This window comes from Rhodocaloribacter sp. (genome assembly GCF_056451265.1).
This window is the reverse complement of record NZ_JBWOPL010000041.1, coordinates 59,012-76,546: the sequence shown is the minus strand read 5'-3', so window position 1 is coordinate 76,546 and position 17,535 is coordinate 59,012. Positions and strand designations below refer to the sequence as shown.

At 65.4% G+C, this 17,535-nt stretch carries 12 protein-coding genes; 4 read left to right on the top strand and 8 right to left on the bottom strand.

Annotation, left to right across the window (positions count from 1 at the left end):
• Positions 1-22: 22 nt before the first annotated feature.
• The 4 genes from AC1HIY_RS07070 to AC1HIY_RS07055 all read right to left on the bottom strand — a co-directional run bounded on the left by AC1HIY_RS07070 (position 23) and on the right by AC1HIY_RS07055 (position 5,197).
• A complete protein-coding gene (locus tag AC1HIY_RS07070; protein ID WP_479576020.1) occupies positions 23-1,399 on the bottom strand; it encodes an efflux RND transporter periplasmic adaptor subunit in 1,377 nt (458 codons plus the stop codon).
• 68 nt (positions 1,400-1,467) lie between these two features.
• The gene (locus AC1HIY_RS07065) at positions 1,468-2,859 is read right to left on the bottom strand and encodes a TolC family protein (RefSeq protein ID WP_479576019.1); all 1,392 of its coding nucleotides are present in this window, start codon (positions 2,857-2,859) and stop codon (positions 1,468-1,470) included.
• 333 nt (positions 2,860-3,192) lie between these two features.
• Positions 3,193-4,686 carry a sensor histidine kinase gene (locus AC1HIY_RS07060; RefSeq protein ID WP_479576018.1) on the bottom strand — a complete coding sequence of 498 codons (1,494 nt, stop codon included), beginning with the start codon at positions 4,684-4,686 and terminating at the stop codon, positions 3,193-3,195.
• Positions 4,687-4,867: 181 nt separating this feature from the next.
• A complete protein-coding gene (locus AC1HIY_RS07055; protein WP_479576017.1) occupies positions 4,868-5,197 on the bottom strand; it encodes a cupin domain-containing protein in 330 nt (109 codons plus the stop codon).
• Positions 5,198-5,615: 418 nt separating this feature from the next.
• Here AC1HIY_RS07055 and AC1HIY_RS07050 point away from each other — a divergent pair, with 418 nt between their 5' ends.
• Entirely contained in the window at positions 5,616-10,157 is a 4,542-nt protein-coding gene (locus AC1HIY_RS07050; protein ID WP_479576016.1) for an ATP-binding protein, read from the top strand.
• Positions 10,158-10,324: 167 nt separating this feature from the next.
• Here AC1HIY_RS07050 and AC1HIY_RS07045 read toward each other — a convergent pair whose 3' ends face one another.
• The 3 genes from AC1HIY_RS07045 to glpK all read right to left on the bottom strand — a co-directional run bounded on the left by AC1HIY_RS07045 (position 10,325) and on the right by glpK (position 13,648).
• Positions 10,325-10,720, bottom strand: a complete 396-nt coding sequence (locus AC1HIY_RS07045) for a response regulator (protein WP_479576015.1) — start codon at positions 10,718-10,720, stop codon at positions 10,325-10,327.
• A 678-nt stretch (positions 10,721-11,398) separates the two neighbouring features.
• The gene (locus tag AC1HIY_RS07040) at positions 11,399-12,106 is read right to left on the bottom strand and encodes an MIP/aquaporin family protein (protein WP_479576014.1); all 708 of its coding nucleotides are present in this window, start codon (positions 12,104-12,106) and stop codon (positions 11,399-11,401) included.
• Positions 12,107-12,163: 57 nt separating this feature from the next.
• Positions 12,164-13,648 carry a glycerol kinase GlpK gene (gene glpK, locus AC1HIY_RS07035; RefSeq protein WP_479576013.1) on the bottom strand — a complete coding sequence of 495 codons (1,485 nt, stop codon included), beginning with the start codon at positions 13,646-13,648 and terminating at the stop codon, positions 12,164-12,166.
• 218 nt (positions 13,649-13,866) lie between these two features.
• Here glpK and AC1HIY_RS07030 point away from each other — a divergent pair, with 218 nt between their 5' ends.
• From AC1HIY_RS07030 to AC1HIY_RS07020, 3 genes are all read left to right on the top strand, one after another.
• Positions 13,867-15,039 carry a lipocalin-like domain-containing protein gene (locus tag AC1HIY_RS07030; RefSeq protein ID WP_479576012.1) on the top strand — a complete coding sequence of 391 codons (1,173 nt, stop codon included), beginning with the start codon at positions 13,867-13,869 and terminating at the stop codon, positions 15,037-15,039.
• Positions 15,036-15,515 carry a type I restriction enzyme HsdR N-terminal domain-containing protein gene (locus AC1HIY_RS07025; RefSeq protein WP_479576011.1) on the top strand — a complete coding sequence of 160 codons (480 nt, stop codon included), beginning with the start codon at positions 15,036-15,038 and terminating at the stop codon, positions 15,513-15,515. Before AC1HIY_RS07030 ends, AC1HIY_RS07025 begins: the two co-directional genes overlap by 4 nt.
• 287 nt (positions 15,516-15,802) lie before the next feature.
• Positions 15,803-16,795, top strand: a complete 993-nt coding sequence (locus AC1HIY_RS07020) for a 3'(2'),5'-bisphosphate nucleotidase (protein WP_479576010.1) — start codon at positions 15,803-15,805, stop codon at positions 16,793-16,795.
• A 19-nt stretch (positions 16,796-16,814) separates the two neighbouring features.
• Here the strand turns inward: AC1HIY_RS07020 and AC1HIY_RS07015 are convergent, their stop codons facing one another.
• The gene (locus tag AC1HIY_RS07015; RefSeq protein WP_479576009.1) at positions 16,815-17,444 is read right to left on the bottom strand and encodes a CBS domain-containing protein; all 630 of its coding nucleotides are present in this window, start codon (positions 17,442-17,444) and stop codon (positions 16,815-16,817) included.
• Positions 17,445-17,535: the final 91 nt, after the last annotated feature.

The window sequence follows — 17,535 nt, the reverse complement described above, 5'->3', positions numbered from 1 at the left end:
GGAATGAGGCATCCGGGGCGGTTTATTCGGACGAGGCGACCGGGCCGCGCGCCTCGCCTTCTTTCTTGATCCGCACCGGGTCGTCCGGCTTGAGGATGCGGCTGACCACACGATACGGGCCTATGACGACCTCTTCTCCACCCTGGAGACCGCGCTTGATCTCGATGTGGGTGTCGTCCGAGATGCCGGTTTCGACCTCGACCATCCTGGCCTTTCCGTCCTCGACGAGGAAGACGACCTTGCGGAGGTCTTCTTTGAGCGACGGCTCGGCGCGCTCCTTCGTGGAGTCGGCGGGCGCTTCCTCGGAGGGTTTGACTTTTACGAAGTCGCGCACGGTGACGGCCTGGATGGGCACGGAGACGACGTCGTGGACGGTCTTGGTGTAGATGTCCACGGTGCCGCTCATGCCGGGGCGGAACTGGGGTGTGTCTTCGGTGGGGAGGGGCACCTCTTCGCTCTGAAGCGTCTGCCGGGCCGTATCGCCGAGGTCGAGGTTGTGCCGGTCGAGCACGCGGATCTTGACGGGGAAGTTGGTCACCTGTTCTTGTGTGCCCGCGCCGGTCGTGCGCGCCGAGTTGGCGATTTCGGTGACGAGGCCGTGGAAAGCACGCTCCGGATAAGCGTCGATCTCGATGGTGGCCGTGTCGCCGATGGCCACGTTGACCACGTCGTTCTCGTTGACGTCCACTTCGAGCTCCATCTGGTCGAGCTTGGCGATGCGGAGCATCTCGGTGCCCGTAAACTGCGTGGTGCCGACGACGCGTTCGCCGAGTTCGACTTCGAGCTTGCTCACGGTGCCGCTCATGGGCGCATAGATGGCCGTCTTCGAGAGCTGTTCGCGGGCCTCGCGCAGCCGGGCCTCCGCACTCTCGACCGAGTAGCGGGCGGCGTCGTATCCGGCTTTGGCCACGTCATACTGATTCTTGGCGCGCAGGAGATCGCTCTCCGAGATGGCCTGCTTGTCGAAGAGGGACTGTTGTCGTTTGTACTCGATCTCGGCCGTGAGCATATCGGCCCGGCGCTGGGCCTGCGTCGCCTGCGCCTGAGAGACGCCGGCTTCGGCCTGTTCCACCTGCGCCTCGTAAAAATCCGGTCGGATGCGGGCCAGGAGGTCGCCCTGCTTCACCTTGTCGCCTTCCTTGACGCGCAGCTCGATGATCTCGCCGGAGACGTCGGGGCTGAGCTTGACCTCGATCTCGGGCTGGACCTTGCCCGAGGCGGTCACCACCTGCGTGATCGTGCGCAACTCGGCCTTCGCCGTCTCCACCTCCACGCCCTTGTCGCGGGAGCCGAAGAGTCCGGTCGCCTTGCCGATGGCGCCGACGGCGGCGAGCAGCACGATCAGAGCGATAATCAAGAACAGGATGCGGCGCGTGGCGCTTTTCTTTTGTTTTGCCATGCCTTTGGTTTGCTTGAGGGGAGGGCGTCGGGATGCGAAGAGGCCGGTCCGAATGGGGCCGATGAAAATCAGCGAAAGAGCGGCCGCGAGGCATCGAGGATGCCCTGATAGTATTCGATCAACCAATCCTGAAAATGGAACCGATAGATCGCCTGGATACGGTTGCTCGAAGCCTGCACGAAGTTCGAGCGCGCCTGCGTCAGTTCGACGAGCGTGGAGGCGCCCACGTTGTATCGCTCCTGCTCCACGTCGAGGGCCTGTTGGGCGGCCTGAAGCTGCTTCTCCGTCACGTCGAGCCGCTTGACGGCCGTCTGATAGTCGAGGTAGGCCTGGCGCACCTCCGAAGCGACGGACTGTTCCAGGTTTTCCAGGTCCAGCCGCGCGTTCTCATATTGCACGCGCGCCCGCTCGACGTTGGTTTTCGTTTGAAAGCGGTTGAAGATCGGGATCTGGAGGTTCAGACCGATGAATTCGGAGCGGTTGTCGGAGAGCTGATTGCCGAAGGGCACGGTGGCAAAGCCGGTGGGGATCATCTGGGTCTCGCCGGTGACGGGGTCGGTGACTTCCTGGAAATCCGAAGCGCGCCGGAGCTGGCTGGAATACCGGGTGTTGAGGCCCCCCGACAGGGAAAGGCTCGGGAGCGAGGCGGACTTGGCGAAGCGGATGCCCTCCGAGGCGGCGGCGATGGTCAATTCCTGCGCCTTCAGGTCCGCCCGTCGGTCGAACGCGCTCCGGAGCAGCGCTTCGGCGTCGTACGTCTGAGGAATCAGGCTGATCTCCTGCGCCGTGGGCGCGACGAACTCGTATTCCTGAAAAGGATCGAGCTGAAGCACCTGGATCAACCGCGTCTCGCTGATCTGCGCCAGACGTTCTGCCTCCAGCAACTGAAGCTCGCTGTTGGCCGTGGTGGCCTGTTGCTGGTACAGGTCCGAGATGGGACGGGAACCGACGCGGACGAACTCGTCGATGCGCTCGAGCTGCCGTCGCTGCGCTTCGAGGTCCTCGCGCCGGATGCGGATCTGCTCATGATCGAGGATCACCTGGAGATAGTTGGTGATGACGTTGAAGAGCACGGTCTGTCGCGTGCGGTCGTAGGAATGCTCATTGGCCTCCAACGTCAGCCTGGCCTGGTTGTACGAGGCGACGTCGCCGAAGCCGTTGAACAGGTTGATCGAGGAGTTGGCGCCAAGACTGAAGGCGTCGCTCGTCGTGGAGACGACGCGGCCCGTCGTCTGATCGAACGAAAGGCCGAAGTTGCGGTTGGCGTTCGAGGAGAGGTTCAGGTTGGGCAGGAAGTCGGCGCGTTCCTTGGCGACGGTCGTCGACTGGAGCGAGACGGTGTTGCGGGCGCGTTTGAGCGTGACGTTGCGTTCGAGCGCGATGCGCACGGCTTCATCGAAGGTGATCGAGCGCGCGTTCTGCGCCTGTGCAGAAGCAGGCTCCGGCATCACGAGGAGCATTGCGCCAAGCAGGAAGCAAAAAAAGGAAAGGCATCGATGCGGGAGAGCAAAGGTGTGCATGGTCAAGAGGACAACGCTTGGTGATAGGCGGGCAAATCACGATGGCAGTAAACGGCAGGCGCTGCGAATTGTTACAGGCTGCACGGCGTGCCTCGAAGCCATCGCGGGGCGGGGTGAGGAGCGGAGATTCGGGGAAACCGCCCTCACCATCCTAGACGAACCGGACGGGGGAAGGCTTCCACGTCGTTGCGTTTGGGTGACGGGCTCTACGTCGGCGCTTCGGCCTTGTTGCGCGGCGGAAGCGCCGGAAGCGAGGAAACACGCCGGAGAGGTTCAGGCGGCGCGTGGAAGCGTGGCCGGAAGAGAGGACGGAACGACGCGGGGGAAGCGCACGGTGAAGGTGGCGCCCTGCCGGGGGGCGCTCTCGACGGTGACCTCGCCCTGGAGTCGGCCGGCCAGTTTTTTCACGATCGTCAGCCCGATCCCATTGCCGCCGTAGCGGCGGGTCTCGCCCGCCGATGCCTGGCGAAAGGCGTCAAAGAGATGCGGGAGAAAATGCGGCGCAATGCCCACACCGGTGTCTCGCACGCGCACCATCACCCAGGTCTCGTCGGCATCCACTTCCACGGTCACCCGGCCTTCTTCGGTGAATTTGATGGCGTTCGAGATCAGGTGGAAAAGGATCGTGTCGAGGCTCTTCGGGTCGAGGAGGGCGCAGGCTTCCGGCGCGCGGGCGATCATTTCGAGGCGAAGGCCCTTTTCATGCGCCCGTGGCTTGAGCGCGCGCACGGTCTCGGCGACGGGCACGCAGGCCCGCAACGGCTGCAAGACGAGGGGCGGAGGACTCTGTTCGAGGCGCGACAGATCGAGGATGGCGTTGAGGGTTTCGAGAAGACGCTCGGCATGGGTGCGGATCGGACGGGCGAGTTCGCGTTCGTGCTCTTCGAGGAGGTCTTCGAGCACGGCCAGATAGCCGAGGATGCCGGTCAACGGCGTTCGCACCTCATGGCTGATGTTGGCCAGGAGCGTGGCCTTCAGGTGTTCGAGTTCATCGCGGCGTCGGAGCAACTCGGCAAGGGCGGTTTCGTGCCGTGTCTGGTAGTCTTGCCGGATTTGTGCCGCTGCGTCAAGGGTGCGCTGCTGTATGCTCCGGAACCGGGCCCGGCGTTCCGAGGCGACGGCGCGGCTCCGCCGGAGCAACTCGCGGGCATGTGAGAGCCGGCGGCGGAGATGCGCGGCGTATCCCCACCCGAGCAGACCGAGCCCGGCGAGACCGAGGGTGACCGAGAGCACGAAGAAAGCGGTGAGCGTCTCGATGGCGGCTGGGGAGAGCAGCGCCGGAACCCACGATACGGGCCGGAGGAGCGCCGCCGCGATGGGGAGCGCGGCGGCGGCCGCCAGCCGGTGATCGACGAGGATCAGTCCCAGCGCCGGGAGCGCCGGCAGAAAAAACGGCGCGTGTAGGCCGACGCCGTTCGAGGCGACCGTGAGCGCGGCGGCCACGGCGGACAACTCCATGATGAGGAGTCCGCCCGCAAGCCGGGGCGCGCCGGTTACGCGAAGCACGAGCAGGAGCGACCCGAAAAAGACGGCCTGCGCGGCGATGACCGCTGTGGCCGCGCCGAAGCCGGGGGGCGAACCGAGACCGCGCGCCAGAAAAAGCACGGACGTGAAGAGCATCATGCCGAGCGTGACGACGAGCAGACGGCCCCGCCGTCGGGCCTCGCCGCGGAGATCGTCAGGCAGGATGCGGTCGCTCAGGCGAAGGGGGACGCGCACCACGGAAAGGGCGCGCAGAGACAGGCGGTGGGAGGCTCGTGCGGACATGGGGATCTCGGACAACTTGGGCTCGACTCAGCGGCGCGGTGGATACGCCGCGTCCGTCTACGTTCAAATCACGTACCACCGCACTGCCGACGGCGCCTGTCGTCCCTGTCGGTCCCGGAGACGCGTGGGCCGGGCAAAGATTTCACGATTACGGTAGGACTTGCCGCCGCTTCGGTGGGGGTCAACCCGCCCGGTCGGGGCGCGGCGCCATCGTCACGAGGAGCGTCGTCGGCGCGTCGCTGTCGTTTCGGACGCCGTGCGGCACTCCGGCGCGGGCGATCACCGCATACCCTGCCCCGAGCGACTGCCGCTCTCCGCCGATGTCGAAAACCGCCGTGCCTTCCAGGACCACGTAGATCTTGTCCTCGCGCGCATGCGCGTGCACCTTCTGGAATTGGCCGGGCAACAGGCAATACTGATCAAAAAAGAGCCGGGGCGATTCGAAAACCGGAACCTTCTGCATCTTTTCCGGACGAAAGCGACGGTGGGAGGAGAGGAGAACGGTTTCCATGGGGAAGGGTGATGGTCGGGTGAGGAGGAACGAAAGGAACGATTCATGCCCGGGCGTCGGGCGACGAATACAGGCGTCTGGAGCCCGCAGTATACGACGACCGGTGTTGCGACGTTCGCGTGGTCGGGCGGGGGAGTCGGATGCCCGGATTCGCACCTCTTTTTCAGGAAAAATGTGGGGACCGGAGCCGGTCCTTTCGAGGGATAGGGGACAGAAGAGGCGCGCTTAAGGCATTCCGGCGACAGACGATACCGGGAAACAGCGCCTCCCATTGAATTTGGTCCGTAAGACGGCGCTATCCCGAGATGGATGATGGATTTCCTGCCGAGACGTCGACGGCAGAGGTGGGGGGCTTCCCCGACATCAAAATGGTACGCATATAATGCCTTTTGGGGCGCCCCGGATATTCATTGCTTTGGTGTCGACGCTCCTGTGGATTGCAGGAGGCGGATTCGCGTTTGCGCAACAGGTTCGCTCGCTCGATCCCGAAAAGGCCGTCACGCAGTATGCGTTCGATCGCTGGGGCATCGAGGAGGGATTGCCCGTCAAGACCGTCACGGCCTTGCTCCAGACCCGCGACGGCTATCTGTGGGTGGGCACGCAGGAAGGCCTCGCCCGCTTTGACGGCCTTCGTTTTCACGTCTTCGATAAACGCAATACGGCCCTTCGCGTCAACAACATCGAAACGCTTTTCGAGAGCCGGGACGGGACGCTGTGGGTGGGCACCCGCGGCGGCGGATTGATGCGCTATCGCGACGGGTCCCTGACGCCGCATCCCCTGAACGACAGCCTGGCGAACGGGCGGATCAGCGCCATCGGTGAGGACGAGACGGGCGCGCTCTGGGTCAGCACGTTCGATGCCGGACTGTATCGCTTCGACCCCGACGGCGGTCTGCGTCGTTTCACCACGGAAGACGGCCTGCCGAGCGACGACCTCAATGCGCTTTACGTGGAGCCGGAGGGTCGGGTCTGGATCGGCACGCGCGGGGCCGGGGTGGCGGTTTACGAGGACGGACGCTTCTCCCGGATGACCACCGCCGAGGGGCTGCCGAGCGACGACGTCACGGCGCTTTATGAGGACGCCGAAGGGAATCTCTGGATCGGGACGCGGGACGGAGGGCTGGCGCGCCGGAGCAGAAACGGACGGCTCGACACGTTCACGGTCGCCGATGGCCTCTCCGGCAACGGCATCAACGTCTTGTGTCAGGATCGCGCAGGAAGCCTGTGGATCGGGACGGCGCGCAACGGCCTCAATCGCTTTCGCGAGGGCCGCTTCGAGCATTTTACGTCCGAAGACGGTCTTGGCAGCGATGTCATACACGCGCTCTTTCAGGATCGCGAAGGAAGCCTCTGGATCGGCGCCGAGGGTGGAGGGCTCGAACGCCTGTGGAACGGGAAGTTCACCCCCTATACCACGAAAGAGGGGTTTCCCACCGATGCGGCGTACGCCGTCTACGAAGCCGCCGACGGGGCAATCTGGGCAGGCTCGCAGGGCGGCGGCGTGACCCGCCTTCGGAACGGAGCCTTCACCACGTTCACAACCGCCGACGGCCTGCCGCACAACTTCGTCTTCTCCCTCACCGGCGACGACGGGGGAAACGTATGGATCGGTACGGCAAAAGGGCTCGTGCGCTACCGGGACGGCGTCTTTACCACCTACACGACCGCCGACGGCCTGCCGGCAAACGCCATCTATGCCCTGTATACCGATTCGAAAGACAACCTCTGGATCGGCACCACCGGCGGGCTCGTGCGCTACCGGGACGGCGTCTTCACCACGTACACGACCGAAGACGGTCTTTCGAGCAATGACATCACGGTGATCCTCGAAAGCCGGAACGGGGGACTCTGGGTGGGCACCTACGTCGGCGGGCTCAACCTCTGGATCGACGGGAAAGTGGCGGCGCAGTATACGAAAGCCGACGGCTTGCTCAGCGACTATGTGCTCACGCTCTACGAAGATGCCGACGGTGCGCTCTGGTTCGGGCTTCGCGAGGGGGGGCTCTATCGCCTCGAAGACGGCCGTCTGACGCGATACACGACCGTCGAAGGACTCTTCAACGACACCATACAGCAGATTCTGGAAGACGGGACGGGGCGTCTCTGGATGACGACGAACCTCGGGCTGTTCTACGTGGCCCGGGAACAACTCGATGCTTTTGCCCGGGGAGAGGTCGAAAAGATCACTCCCGTTGTGTTCGACCGCTCGGACGGACTGAAGTCGCGCGAGTTTATGGGGGGCTTTCAGCCGGCGGGGTGGAAAGCGCGGGACGGACGGCTGTGGTTCCCGTCCAACAACGGCATCGTGGCCGTCGATCCGGCCCGCCTGGCCATCAACGACGTCCCGCCGCCGGTCGTGATCGAACAGATAACGCTGGACGGCGAGCCGCTCGTGTCCGACGGCGAGACGCGCATCCGACCGGGACACCACAAGTTCGAGTTTCACTATGTGGGGCTGAGCCTGATTGCCTCGGAGAAGGTGCGCTATGTATACCGGCTCGCGGGTGAAGACGCAGGCTGGGTGGAGGCAGGCACGCGCCGAACGGCCTATTATTCCAACCTCCGTCCCGGCGAATACCGGTTTTACGTCCGCGCCGTCAACGCCGATGGTGTCTGGAGCTCGGGCGAGGCCATGGTCTCGTTCTATCTGGAGCCGTTCTTCTATCAGACGCTCTGGTTCCAGATTCTGAGTGTGCTGTCCCTGCTGTTCGTCGGCTTTACGGCCTATCGTTTGCGCATCAACCGGCTCAAGGCTCGCGGGCAGGAACTGGAGCGGGTGGTGGCCGAGCGCACCCGCGATTTGCGTCTGGCGAAGGAGAAGACCGAGACGGCGCTTCGGGAGACCGAACGCGCGCGGGCCGTCATCGAGGAACAGGCCGAGCAACTCCGGGAGATGGACCGCATCAAGACGCGCTTCTTCAGCAACATCTCGCATGAGTTTCGCACGCCGCTGACGCTCAACATCGGCCCGCTCGAAAACGCGCTGACCGGCATGTACGGCTCACTCAGCGAGACGCTCCGCAAACAGCTCGAGATCATGCTCCGCAACAGCCGCCGGCTGCTCCGACTGATCAACCAGCTCCTCGATCTGTCGAAGCTCGAATCGGGCCGGATGGCACTGAAGGTGCAGCCGGGCAACGTGGTGGACTTCATCGAAGGCATCATGCTCTCGTTCACGGCCTTCACGGAGAAGCGCGGCATCGACCTGCGGTTTGAGACGGAGCAGGAAGAAACCATCCTCTATTTCGACCATCAAAATCTGGAGAAGGTCTTCTTCAACCTGCTCTCGAACGCGATGAAGTTCACGCCCGACGGCGGACGCATCGAGGTGCGCGTCGAGGAAGGACCGGCGGCGATCGGCGAGCGCATCTGCGAAGCCGTGCGGATCATCGTCCGCGATACCGGCCCGGGCATCCCGGAAGAGGAACTGCCCTACATTTTCAACCGCTTCCACCAGGTTGACGGCGCGGTGCACCGGGTCCAGGAGGGAACGGGCATCGGCCTCTCGCTCGTGAAGGAACTCGTCGACCTGCACGGAGGAGACATCGAGGTGGAGAGCGAGCCCGGTTCCGGAGCCGTGTTCACCGTGACGTTGCCGAAAGGTACGGCTCATCTCAAAAACGCCCGGGTGATCGAGGGTGAGGGAGATGATCCGGCCGACGGCCTTCCGGCCCGCGGGCCGATGGTCGAGGTGGTCGTGCTCGACGAAGACGAGACGTTGCACGCCGACGTGTTGGCAGACGTGATGCCGGAAGAAGGAGACGACCGCCCCACTATCCTGATCGTTGACGACAACCCCGACATCCGGGCCTACGTCGCCGGTTGCCTTCGAGAACACTATGCCCTCTATGTGGGCCGCGACGGCCGCGACGGGCTGGAGAAGGCGCGCCGGCATCGCCCCAGCCTCATCATCAGCGACGTGATGATGCCGGTGATGAACGGCTATGAACTGTGCCGGGCCGTCAAGAGCGACGAGGACATCAACCACATCCCGGTCATCCTCCTGACCTCGAAGGCCTCGGTCGAAGACAAGATCACGGGCCTGGAAGCCGGGGCGGACGATTATATCGCCAAGCCCTTCAGCGCGCGCGAATTGCTGGCCCGCGTGCACAACCTCATGCGTTTGCGCGAGCAACAAAGCGCGCTCAAGGTGCTGAACGAGGAACTGGTTCGGATCAACGGCGCGCTGCTCGAAGCCAGCGAGATGAAGTCGCAACTCCTGAGCATCGCCTCGCACGACATGAAAAACCCGCTGACGGCCATCCGCGAGTTTGCGAACATCATCAAAGACGAACTCGACCCCGACTCGCATCTGATCGAACTGCTGGATCTGGTGTACGATTCGACCGACCAGATGCTTCGGCTGATCACGCAACTGCTCGATTCGGCAGCGCTTGAAAGCGGAAAACTGGACCCGGAACGGGCGCCCGTCAGTCTGGCCGAACTGGCTCAGACCGTGGTGCGACGCAATGAAGGACAGGCCGAGAAGAAAGGTCAGCGGATCGTTTGCGCCCTCACGTCGGAGCACAGCCTGCTGATCGAGGCGGATGCGGAGCGGATCCTGGGGGCTATGGACAACCTGATCAGCAACGCGATCAAGTATTCCCCACACGGCAAGGAAATTCACGTGACGGTTTCACGCGTCGATGGGGAGGTGTATTTCGCCGTTCGCGATGAGGGGCCGGGCCTGACCGACGAGGACAAGCGAAAACTCTTCGGCAAGTTTCAGAAGCTGTCCGCACAGCCCACCGCAGGCGAGTCGTCGACCGGTCTCGGGCTGTCCATCGTCAAACAGGTCGTGGAGATGCACGAGGGGCGGGTCTGGGTCGAGAGCGAGCCGGGCCGGGGCAGCACCTTCACGCTTGCGTTCCCTGTGTTTCCGGGGACCCTGCGCGAGGATCACCCCCCGCGTCCGCAGCCGAGAACGGATGCGCCTTCTCAGGATCGCCGCCCTGCCTGATCCTGCGCTTCCCGTCGCGCGGCCCGCTTCCCGTCGCCCCGTGCAATCGCACGGACGGTCGCCGATTCGTTCGCGGGCCGGGCGGGATGCAAAAAAAAGCCGAGAGACGTGTGTGCGTCTCTCGGCTCGTAGAGGACAGCCTGCGTTTCCGCGGTCGATGCGTGGGGTCAGGCGGCGAGAGAGGCCCGCGCCAGCGCCGCGTCGATGGCTTCGTGCAGTTCCGCCTTCGTGAAGGGCTTGCTGACGTAGTGCGTAAAGCCTTCTTCGAGAAGTCGTTTCTGGTCGCTGGGCATGGCATAGGCCGTGAACGCAAGGGCCGGCGTCCGGCTGAGGGCAGGCTGCTTGCGGAGCTCGTGCAAAAGATCCACCCCGTTGTGTCCGCGTCCCAGGTTGATGTCGAGCATCAGCAGGTCGAAGCTTCGATTTTCTGCGATGGAAAGCGCCTCGTCCGGGTTCGTCGCCATTTGGACGTCAAACGTATCCTTGAGCCAGTACGAGACGAGTTGCCGCGTGTGGTCGTTGTCCTCGACGGTTAATATGCAGGGTCTGTGGGTATGCTTCATGGTGAAACGGTATTTGAACAATTAAAAGAAGCGAAGACGGAATCGTTCAACAGGGCGTGCAGGGGTTTTCCACACGTGAGGCAAGGCAGCCGGGGGCGGCGGGAAACAGATGATGGCTTCTCCGGCGCTTTTCAGGCCACACCCTTTGACGAAAGGACATGCCATACAGAAACAAGTATCGTCAATCAGGAAAAAAGCTTAAGAGCTGTCGCGTGAGCATATGATCGGAAAAGGGGCAAAACCGACGGAAGCGGCGTCGGAACAGGGCTGAAGACGGCCGGATCGATCCGGGACCCCCGTGAACGCCACGATCGGGAAGGGGGCGTCGCGGCGTTGCTTGCGCGCGTTCACGGTTGTGGGAATGGGCGGGGAGTCCGGCATGGACGGCGGGTCCTCGGGCGCCGGCGCGCGCCGAGGACGATCGAAATGACGCATTCCGGCGATAGCGGACACAAAGGAAAAGGGCGGCTCGTGAGAGCCGCCCTTCCAGGGTGCTAAGGATTGGGCCATATCACCCGTGAGTCGAAACCCCCTGCTCCTACGCGCGCAGGGTATGGCTAACAATACCGTTTTAGGGCCATATCTCGTAAGGGGGAGCCTCCCCAATTCCGTGTGGGGAAATTCCCCGATGGTTTACGGGTGAAGGCGCTTCCGCTTTTTCCGGGGGCTTGCCCCTGGTCAGAGAAGCATGCGATACGCCAGCGCCGCGAGGGTAGCGCCGGCGAGAGGGCCGAGGACGGGGATCCATGCGTAGCCCCAGTCGCTGTCGCGCTTGCCGGGGATGGGAAGCAGGAAGTGCATGAAACGCGGGCTGAGGTCCCGGGCGGGGTTGATGGCATAGCCGGTGGTTCCGCCGAGCGAGAGGCCGATGGCAAGCACGACGAAGCCCACGGGCAACGCGTCGAGCGCGCCGAGGCCGACCTCCGGCGTGGCAAGGTAGAGCACGGCGAAGACGAGCACGAACGTGCCGATGAGTTCGGAGGCGAAGTTGGCGGAGGCGTTCCGAATGGCCGGACCGGTGCAGAACACCGCGAGTTTGGCATCGGCGTCGTCGGTGACGGGGAAGTGGGGACGATAGTGCAGCCACACGAGCGCTGCTCCGAGCGCCGCCCCGATGAACTGCGCCAGGAGATACGCCGGCACCTCATGCCACGGAAACTTGCCCGCCACCGCCAGCCCCACCGTCACCGCCGGGTTGATGTGCGCTCCGCTGATCGGTCCCATCATGAAGACGCTCACGAAGACGGCCATCCCCCAGCCCATCGTGATGACGATCCAGCCGGACGAAGCGCCCTTGGTTTTTTTGAGCACCACGTTGGCGACGACGCCGTTCCCGAGGAGCAGAAGCATGGCCGTGCCGATGATTTCTCCGACAAAAGGGGTCATGGGGTCCGGGTGAGATTACGGGTTGGTGAGGTCTTTTCGGAAAGCCATGCGGCAGGCTTACGCCCAGCCTCTGGCGCGTTCGAGCGCTTTGAACCACCCGGCGCGGAGGCGGCGCACCTCGTCTTCCGGCATCGAGGGAAGGAAGCGGCGGTCCTCCACCCATTGCCCGGCGAGGTCTTCGAGCCCGTCCCAGAAGCCGACGGCAAGGCCGGCGAGGTAAGCCGCCCCGAGCGCCGTCGTCTCGAGGATCTTCGGCCGCACGACGGGTACGCCGAGGAGGTCGGCTTGAAACTGAAGGAGGAGGTCGTTCTGCGAGGCCCCGCCGTCGACGCGGAGTTCGGCCAGCCGGATGCCGGCGTCAGCTTCCATCGCTTCGAGGACGTCGGCCACCTGAAAGGCGATGCTCTCGAGAGCGGCGCGGGCCAGGTGGGCCGCCGTGGCCCCGCGCGTCAGGCCGAGGATCGCGCCGCGCGCGTACGGGTCCCAGTGCGGCGCCCCGAGGCCGGCGAAGGCGGGCACGAGGTAGACGCCGCCGTTGTCCGGCACGCTCGCCGCAAGGGCCTCCACCTCCGGCGCGGAACGGATGATCCCGAGGCCGTCGCGGAGCCACTGCACCACCGCTCCGGCGATGAAGATGCTGCCTTCGAGCGCGTACTCGGTGCGCCCCTGACGCCGCCACGCCACCGTCGTCAACAGGTTGTTCTTCGAAGGGACCGCCTCCGTCCCGGTGTTCATGAGCATGAAACAGCCCGTCCCGTACGTGTTTTTGACCATGCCGGGCTTCGTGCACAATTGTCCGAAGAGCGCCGCCTGCTGGTCGCCCGCGATGCCGGCGATGGGGATCGGGGCGTCGAAGAGGCCCGCCGCGGTCGCGCCGTAGACCTCGCTCGACGAGCGCACGTCGGGGAGGAGGCTCCGGGGCACGTCGAGGATGCCGAGCAGTTCGTCGTCCCAGTCGCCCGTGTGGATGTTGAAAAGCAGCGTGCGCGAGGCGTTCGAAGGATCGGTGACGTGGACGCGGCCGCCGGTCAGGTTCCACACGAGCCACGAGTCGATGGTGCCGAAGGCGAGCGTGCCCACAGCCGCCTTTGCCCGCGCGCCCTCCACGTGATCGAGCACCCAGCGCACCTTGGTGCCGGAGAAGTACGGGTCGAGCACGAGGCCGGTGCGCTCCCGGAAAAGCGCCTCGTGCCCGTCGGCTTTGAGCGCCCCGCAAAAGTCGGACGTGCGGCGGTCCTGCCAGACGATGGCGTGGTGGATGGGCCGGCCGGTCTCGCGGTCCCACACGACGGTCGTCTCGCGCTGGTTGGTGATGCCGATGGCGGCGACGTCGTCGGCGGTCGCCCCGGCCGTTTCGAGCGCCTCACGGGCCACGGCGAGCTGCGTGGCCCAGATCTCCTCGGCGTCGTGCTCCACGTAGCCGGGCCGGGGGAAGAGCTGCTCGAACTCCCGCTGGGCCACGGCGCGGATCAGCCCGTTGTGATCGAAGACGATGGCGCGGGAACTGGTCGTTCCCTGGTCGAGGGCGAGGACGAAAGGCATGGGGTTGGAAATAGAGAAAGAGGGTGAAAAAAGGGCGCTCCCCAAAATGGGTGCTCCCAAGAAAAGGAATCCCCGCGTAAAAATCTCCCGGCGTCCGGATCGGTTCGGAGCGGGGGCGCGAAGGCGGATTCGGGGAGGGCTTTCGCGCAATCTGAAACCCCTGGCCCGAAACGGGGTCGAAGGCGGACCGATGGAGATGGATCCCCCCTCTTTTTGCCATGCCCCGAACGCTTATTGCCCTACTGGTCGTTTTGCTCGCGCTGGTCGCCGGAGCACTCTGGCTCGGTCCGGGCGGGGAAGCGCCGGTGCAGGCCCGGGTGGCGGTGGCCGAAGCGATGGCGAGCGACACGGCAGGCTATGCGCGGGCCGACGCCGTGCGGCCCTTCCGCTTTCCCGAAGACCACGGGCCGCATCCGGACTTCAAGAACGAGTGGTGGTATTTCACGGGCAACCTTCACACGGAGACGGGCCGCCGGTTCGGGTACGAGCTGACGATCTTCCGCTTCGCCCTGGCCCCGCCGCAGGCCGCCGCGCCGCGCGCCTCGGCCTGGGGCACACGGCAACTGTATATGGCCCATTTCGCCCTCACCGACGTCGCAGGCGGGCGCTTCCTCCCGTTCGAGCGCTTTAGCCGGGGAGCGGCGGGTCTGGCCGGCGCGCGCGCCGAGCCGTTCCGCGTCTGGCTCGAAGACTGGACCCTCGCAGCGGCCCCGGACGGGCTGCCCGCCATGCGCCTGCACGCCGGAGCCGACGACGCGGCCATCGACCTGACGGTGCGGCCCGCGAAACCGATCGTGCTTCAGGGCGACCGGGGGCTCGACCGGAAAAGCGACCGGCCCGGGAACGCCTCGTACTATTATTCGATGACGCGCCTGGAAACCGAAGGCGCCGTCGTCGTCGACGGCGAGACGTTCGCGGTCCGTGGGCTGAGCTGGATGGACCGTGAATGGAGCACGAGCGCCCTCGGCGAGAACCAGGTGGGCTGGGACTGGTTTGCTCTCCAACTCGACGACGGGCGCGACCTCATGTATTACCGGCTCCGCACCCGCGAAGGCCAGGCCGACCCGAACAGCGACGGCGTCCTCGTCGGCGTGGACGGGGCCGTGCGCAAGCTCTCCCGAGAGGCCGTCGCGCTCGACGTGCGCGGCCACTGGCGCAGCCCTCGCGGCGATGCCGTCTATCCCGCGCGCTGGCGGCTCCGCGTCCCCTCCGAGCGCCTCGACCTCGAGCTGACGCCGCTCCTTGCCGATCAGGAGATCGACGGGGCGGTGCGGTACTGGGAAGGCGCGGTCCGCGTCGCCGGCACGGCGGACGGGCGGCCCGTCTCGGGCTATGGCTATGTGGAACTGACCGGATACGACGCCGCCGGAAAGACACCCCTCTCCCGATGAACCTCGATCCCATGACGGCTTCCGAACGTCCCGCGCTCAACCTTCCGCCCGTCGATTTCCGCATCCGGATGCTCGACGGGAAGGAGATGATCTTCGATTCGGTCCGGGGGAAATATGTGCGGTTGACGCCCGAGGAATGGGTGCGGCAACATTTCGTGCACTACCTCATCCACGACCGGGGCGCGCCGCGCGGGCTCGTCTCCGTCGAGCCGGTATTTCCGTACGAGGGGATGCCGCGCCGCGCCGACGTGATCGTGCACGACCGCACGGGGACGCCGCTCCTCATGGTCGAATGCAAGGCGCCCGGCGTGGCGATCGGGCAGGCCGTCTTCGATCAGGTGGGACGGTACAATACCGTCGTGCGGGCGAAGTATCTCGTCGTCACGAACGGCCTCACACATTATTGCTGGGTGACGGACCGGGCGCGCGGCACGCACCGCTTCCTCGACGCGATCCCGCCGTACGAGGCGCTCTGAGCGCGCGGCGTCAGAGTTCACGAAGCTTTCGCTGTATTCTTTGCGGGAGAACGGCATATTTCGCCAGACTTTGAACAGGTTTGAGCCCTCAGCCGGAGCGCAACCCGGTGGGCCTTTCGCATCGCGTCTTCCGGATGCCTGTGTCTTCGGTAAAACTCGCGCGACGCCCTGCAAATGTGTCCGGCCCGGCATGATCGAGCCGATATCTTCTTTTCCTTCGCATGACGCTGCGCTCCCCGGTAGCCGGTCCGCGCCCGTCGATCCCTCATGAGCTTTCCCGAATGATCATGGAAAACACCGCATTTCATCTTGAGCGCGAGATCGCCGTCGCCGCCGTGCGAGAGGCGGCGGCGTTGTGCCGGGCCGTGCAGGCCGGCATCTCTCCCGACGTGATTCAGAAAAAGGACCGCAGCCCCGTCACCGTGGCGGATTTCGGGAGTCAGGCGCTCGTATGCCGGATGCTGTCCGAGGCCTTTCCGGAGGATCCCGTCATCGGGGAGGAGAACGCAGACGCGCTGCGCACGCCGGAGAATGCGGCCACGCTCGAGAAGGTGGTCGGGTACGTGCGGGCGGTCCATCCGGAGGCCGACGCCTCGTCGGTCGCCGCGTGGATCGATCACGGCGGCACGAAGGCGTACAGCGACCGCTTCTGGACGCTCGATCCCATCGACGGCACGAAGGGCTTTTTACGCGGTGAGCAGTATGCCATCGCGCTGGCGCTGATCGTCGGCGGGGAGGTGACGGTGGCGGCTATGGCATGCCCGAACCTGCCCGTGGATGCGGGCGCGGACGAGAAGGGCGTGGTCTTCGCCGCCATACGGGGGCAGGGCGTCGTGCGCGTTCCCCTCGACGGCGACGGAGCGGGCGCTCCGGTGCACGTGAGCGCGCTCGCCGACGTCTCGAAGGCCCGGTTCTGCGAGTCCGTCGAGTCCGGCCACAGTTCCCACGGCGACGCGGCGCGCGTGGCCGAGTACCTCGGCATCACCGCCGAGCCGGTGCGGCTCGACAGCCAGGCGAAGTACGCCGTCGTGGCGCGCGGCGAGGCGGACATCTACATGCGCCTGCCCACCCGGCCGGGCTACGTGGAGAAGATCTGGGACCACGCGGCGGGCATGCTCGTGGTGGTGGAGGCCGGCGGCAAGGCAAGCGACATCTACGGACGCCCGCTCGAGTTCAACCACGGCTATCGGCTGGAAAACAACCGGGGCGTCATCGTCTCGAACGGTTTGCTTCACGACGCGCTCATTGCCGCGCTCAAGGCGCTCGGCGTGGCGGCGTGAGGGGCGCGCCCGGTGCGGCTCACGGGGCGGGCAGGGGCTCCGGGGTCTCCGCCACAAAGAAGCCTTCGCGACGGAGCGCGTGGGCGAGGCGGCGCGTGTTCGGCGTGTCGACGCGGAGGATGAGCCGTGAACGGCGCTCGTCGACGGGATAACTGAGTGCGGCGCGGAGATCGAACGCCTGCTCGGCCGCCACCTGCGCCACGCGGGCGATGGCGGGGGTCTCTTCGTCGAACGTGACGGCGAGCCGGCCGCCGGGCGTCTCCGCCCCCGTCAGCCGCAGCAGGGCCGCCAGCAGATCCGTCACCGTCACCATGCCGACGAGCCGGCCGGCGTCGAGGACGGGCAGGCAGCCGATCTTGAAGCGGTGCATCTCGCGGGCGGCTTCTTCCACGGGATCGCCCGGCGCGGCGGTGTGCGGCTCCCGCATCATCACGCCTTCGACGAGCGCGTCGTCGGAGAAAGGCGCCGGGTGGAGGGCGCTCGTGGCAAAGCGGAGGTCGCGGTCGCTCACGAGGCCGGCGAGCCGCCCCGCCCGCATCACGGGCAGGTGGCGGATGTCGTTTTCCCGCATGAGCCGGTAGGCCTCGGCGAGCGTCTGATCCGCCTCCACCGTGACCACCGGGCTGTGCATGACGTCTCGAACGATCATGGCGCTTCGGGGTTGTGCGGGCCCGGCAGAAGGACGCCTCCCGAGACCCGCGTTCGTGATCCATGCTCCCCGGTATGATCGGCCCGGCGAC

What these genes read in the sequence shown, in the direction of transcription:
- AC1HIY_RS07070 (WP_479576020.1), bottom strand. Translation starts at nt 1,399, where the DNA reads ATGGCAAAACAAAAGAAAAGCGCCACGCGCCGCATCCTGTTCTTGATT.
- AC1HIY_RS07065 (WP_479576019.1), bottom strand. Translation starts at nt 2,859, where the DNA reads ATGCTCCTCGTGATGCCGGAGCCTGCTTCTGCACAGGCGCAGAACGCG.
- AC1HIY_RS07060 (WP_479576018.1), bottom strand. Translation starts at nt 4,686, where the DNA reads ATGTCCGCACGAGCCTCCCACCGCCTGTCTCTGCGCGCCCTTTCCGTG.
- AC1HIY_RS07055 (WP_479576017.1), bottom strand. Translation starts at nt 5,197, where the DNA reads ATGGAAACCGTTCTCCTCTCCTCCCACCGTCGCTTTCGTCCGGAAAAG.
- AC1HIY_RS07045 (WP_479576015.1), bottom strand. Translation starts at nt 10,720, where the DNA reads ATGAAGCATACCCACAGACCCTGCATATTAACCGTCGAGGACAACGAC.
- AC1HIY_RS07040 (WP_479576014.1), bottom strand. Translation starts at nt 12,106, where the DNA reads ATGACCCCTTTTGTCGGAGAAATCATCGGCACGGCCATGCTTCTGCTC.
- glpK (WP_479576013.1), bottom strand. Translation starts at nt 13,648, where the DNA reads ATGCCTTTCGTCCTCGCCCTCGACCAGGGAACGACCAGTTCCCGCGCC.
- AC1HIY_RS07030 (WP_479576012.1), top strand. Translation starts at nt 13,867, where the DNA reads ATGCCCCGAACGCTTATTGCCCTACTGGTCGTTTTGCTCGCGCTGGTC.
- AC1HIY_RS07025 (WP_479576011.1), top strand. Translation starts at nt 15,036, where the DNA reads ATGAACCTCGATCCCATGACGGCTTCCGAACGTCCCGCGCTCAACCTT.
- AC1HIY_RS07020 (WP_479576010.1), top strand. Translation starts at nt 15,803, where the DNA reads ATGGAAAACACCGCATTTCATCTTGAGCGCGAGATCGCCGTCGCCGCC.
- AC1HIY_RS07015 (WP_479576009.1), bottom strand. Translation starts at nt 17,444, where the DNA reads ATGATCGTTCGAGACGTCATGCACAGCCCGGTGGTCACGGTGGAGGCG.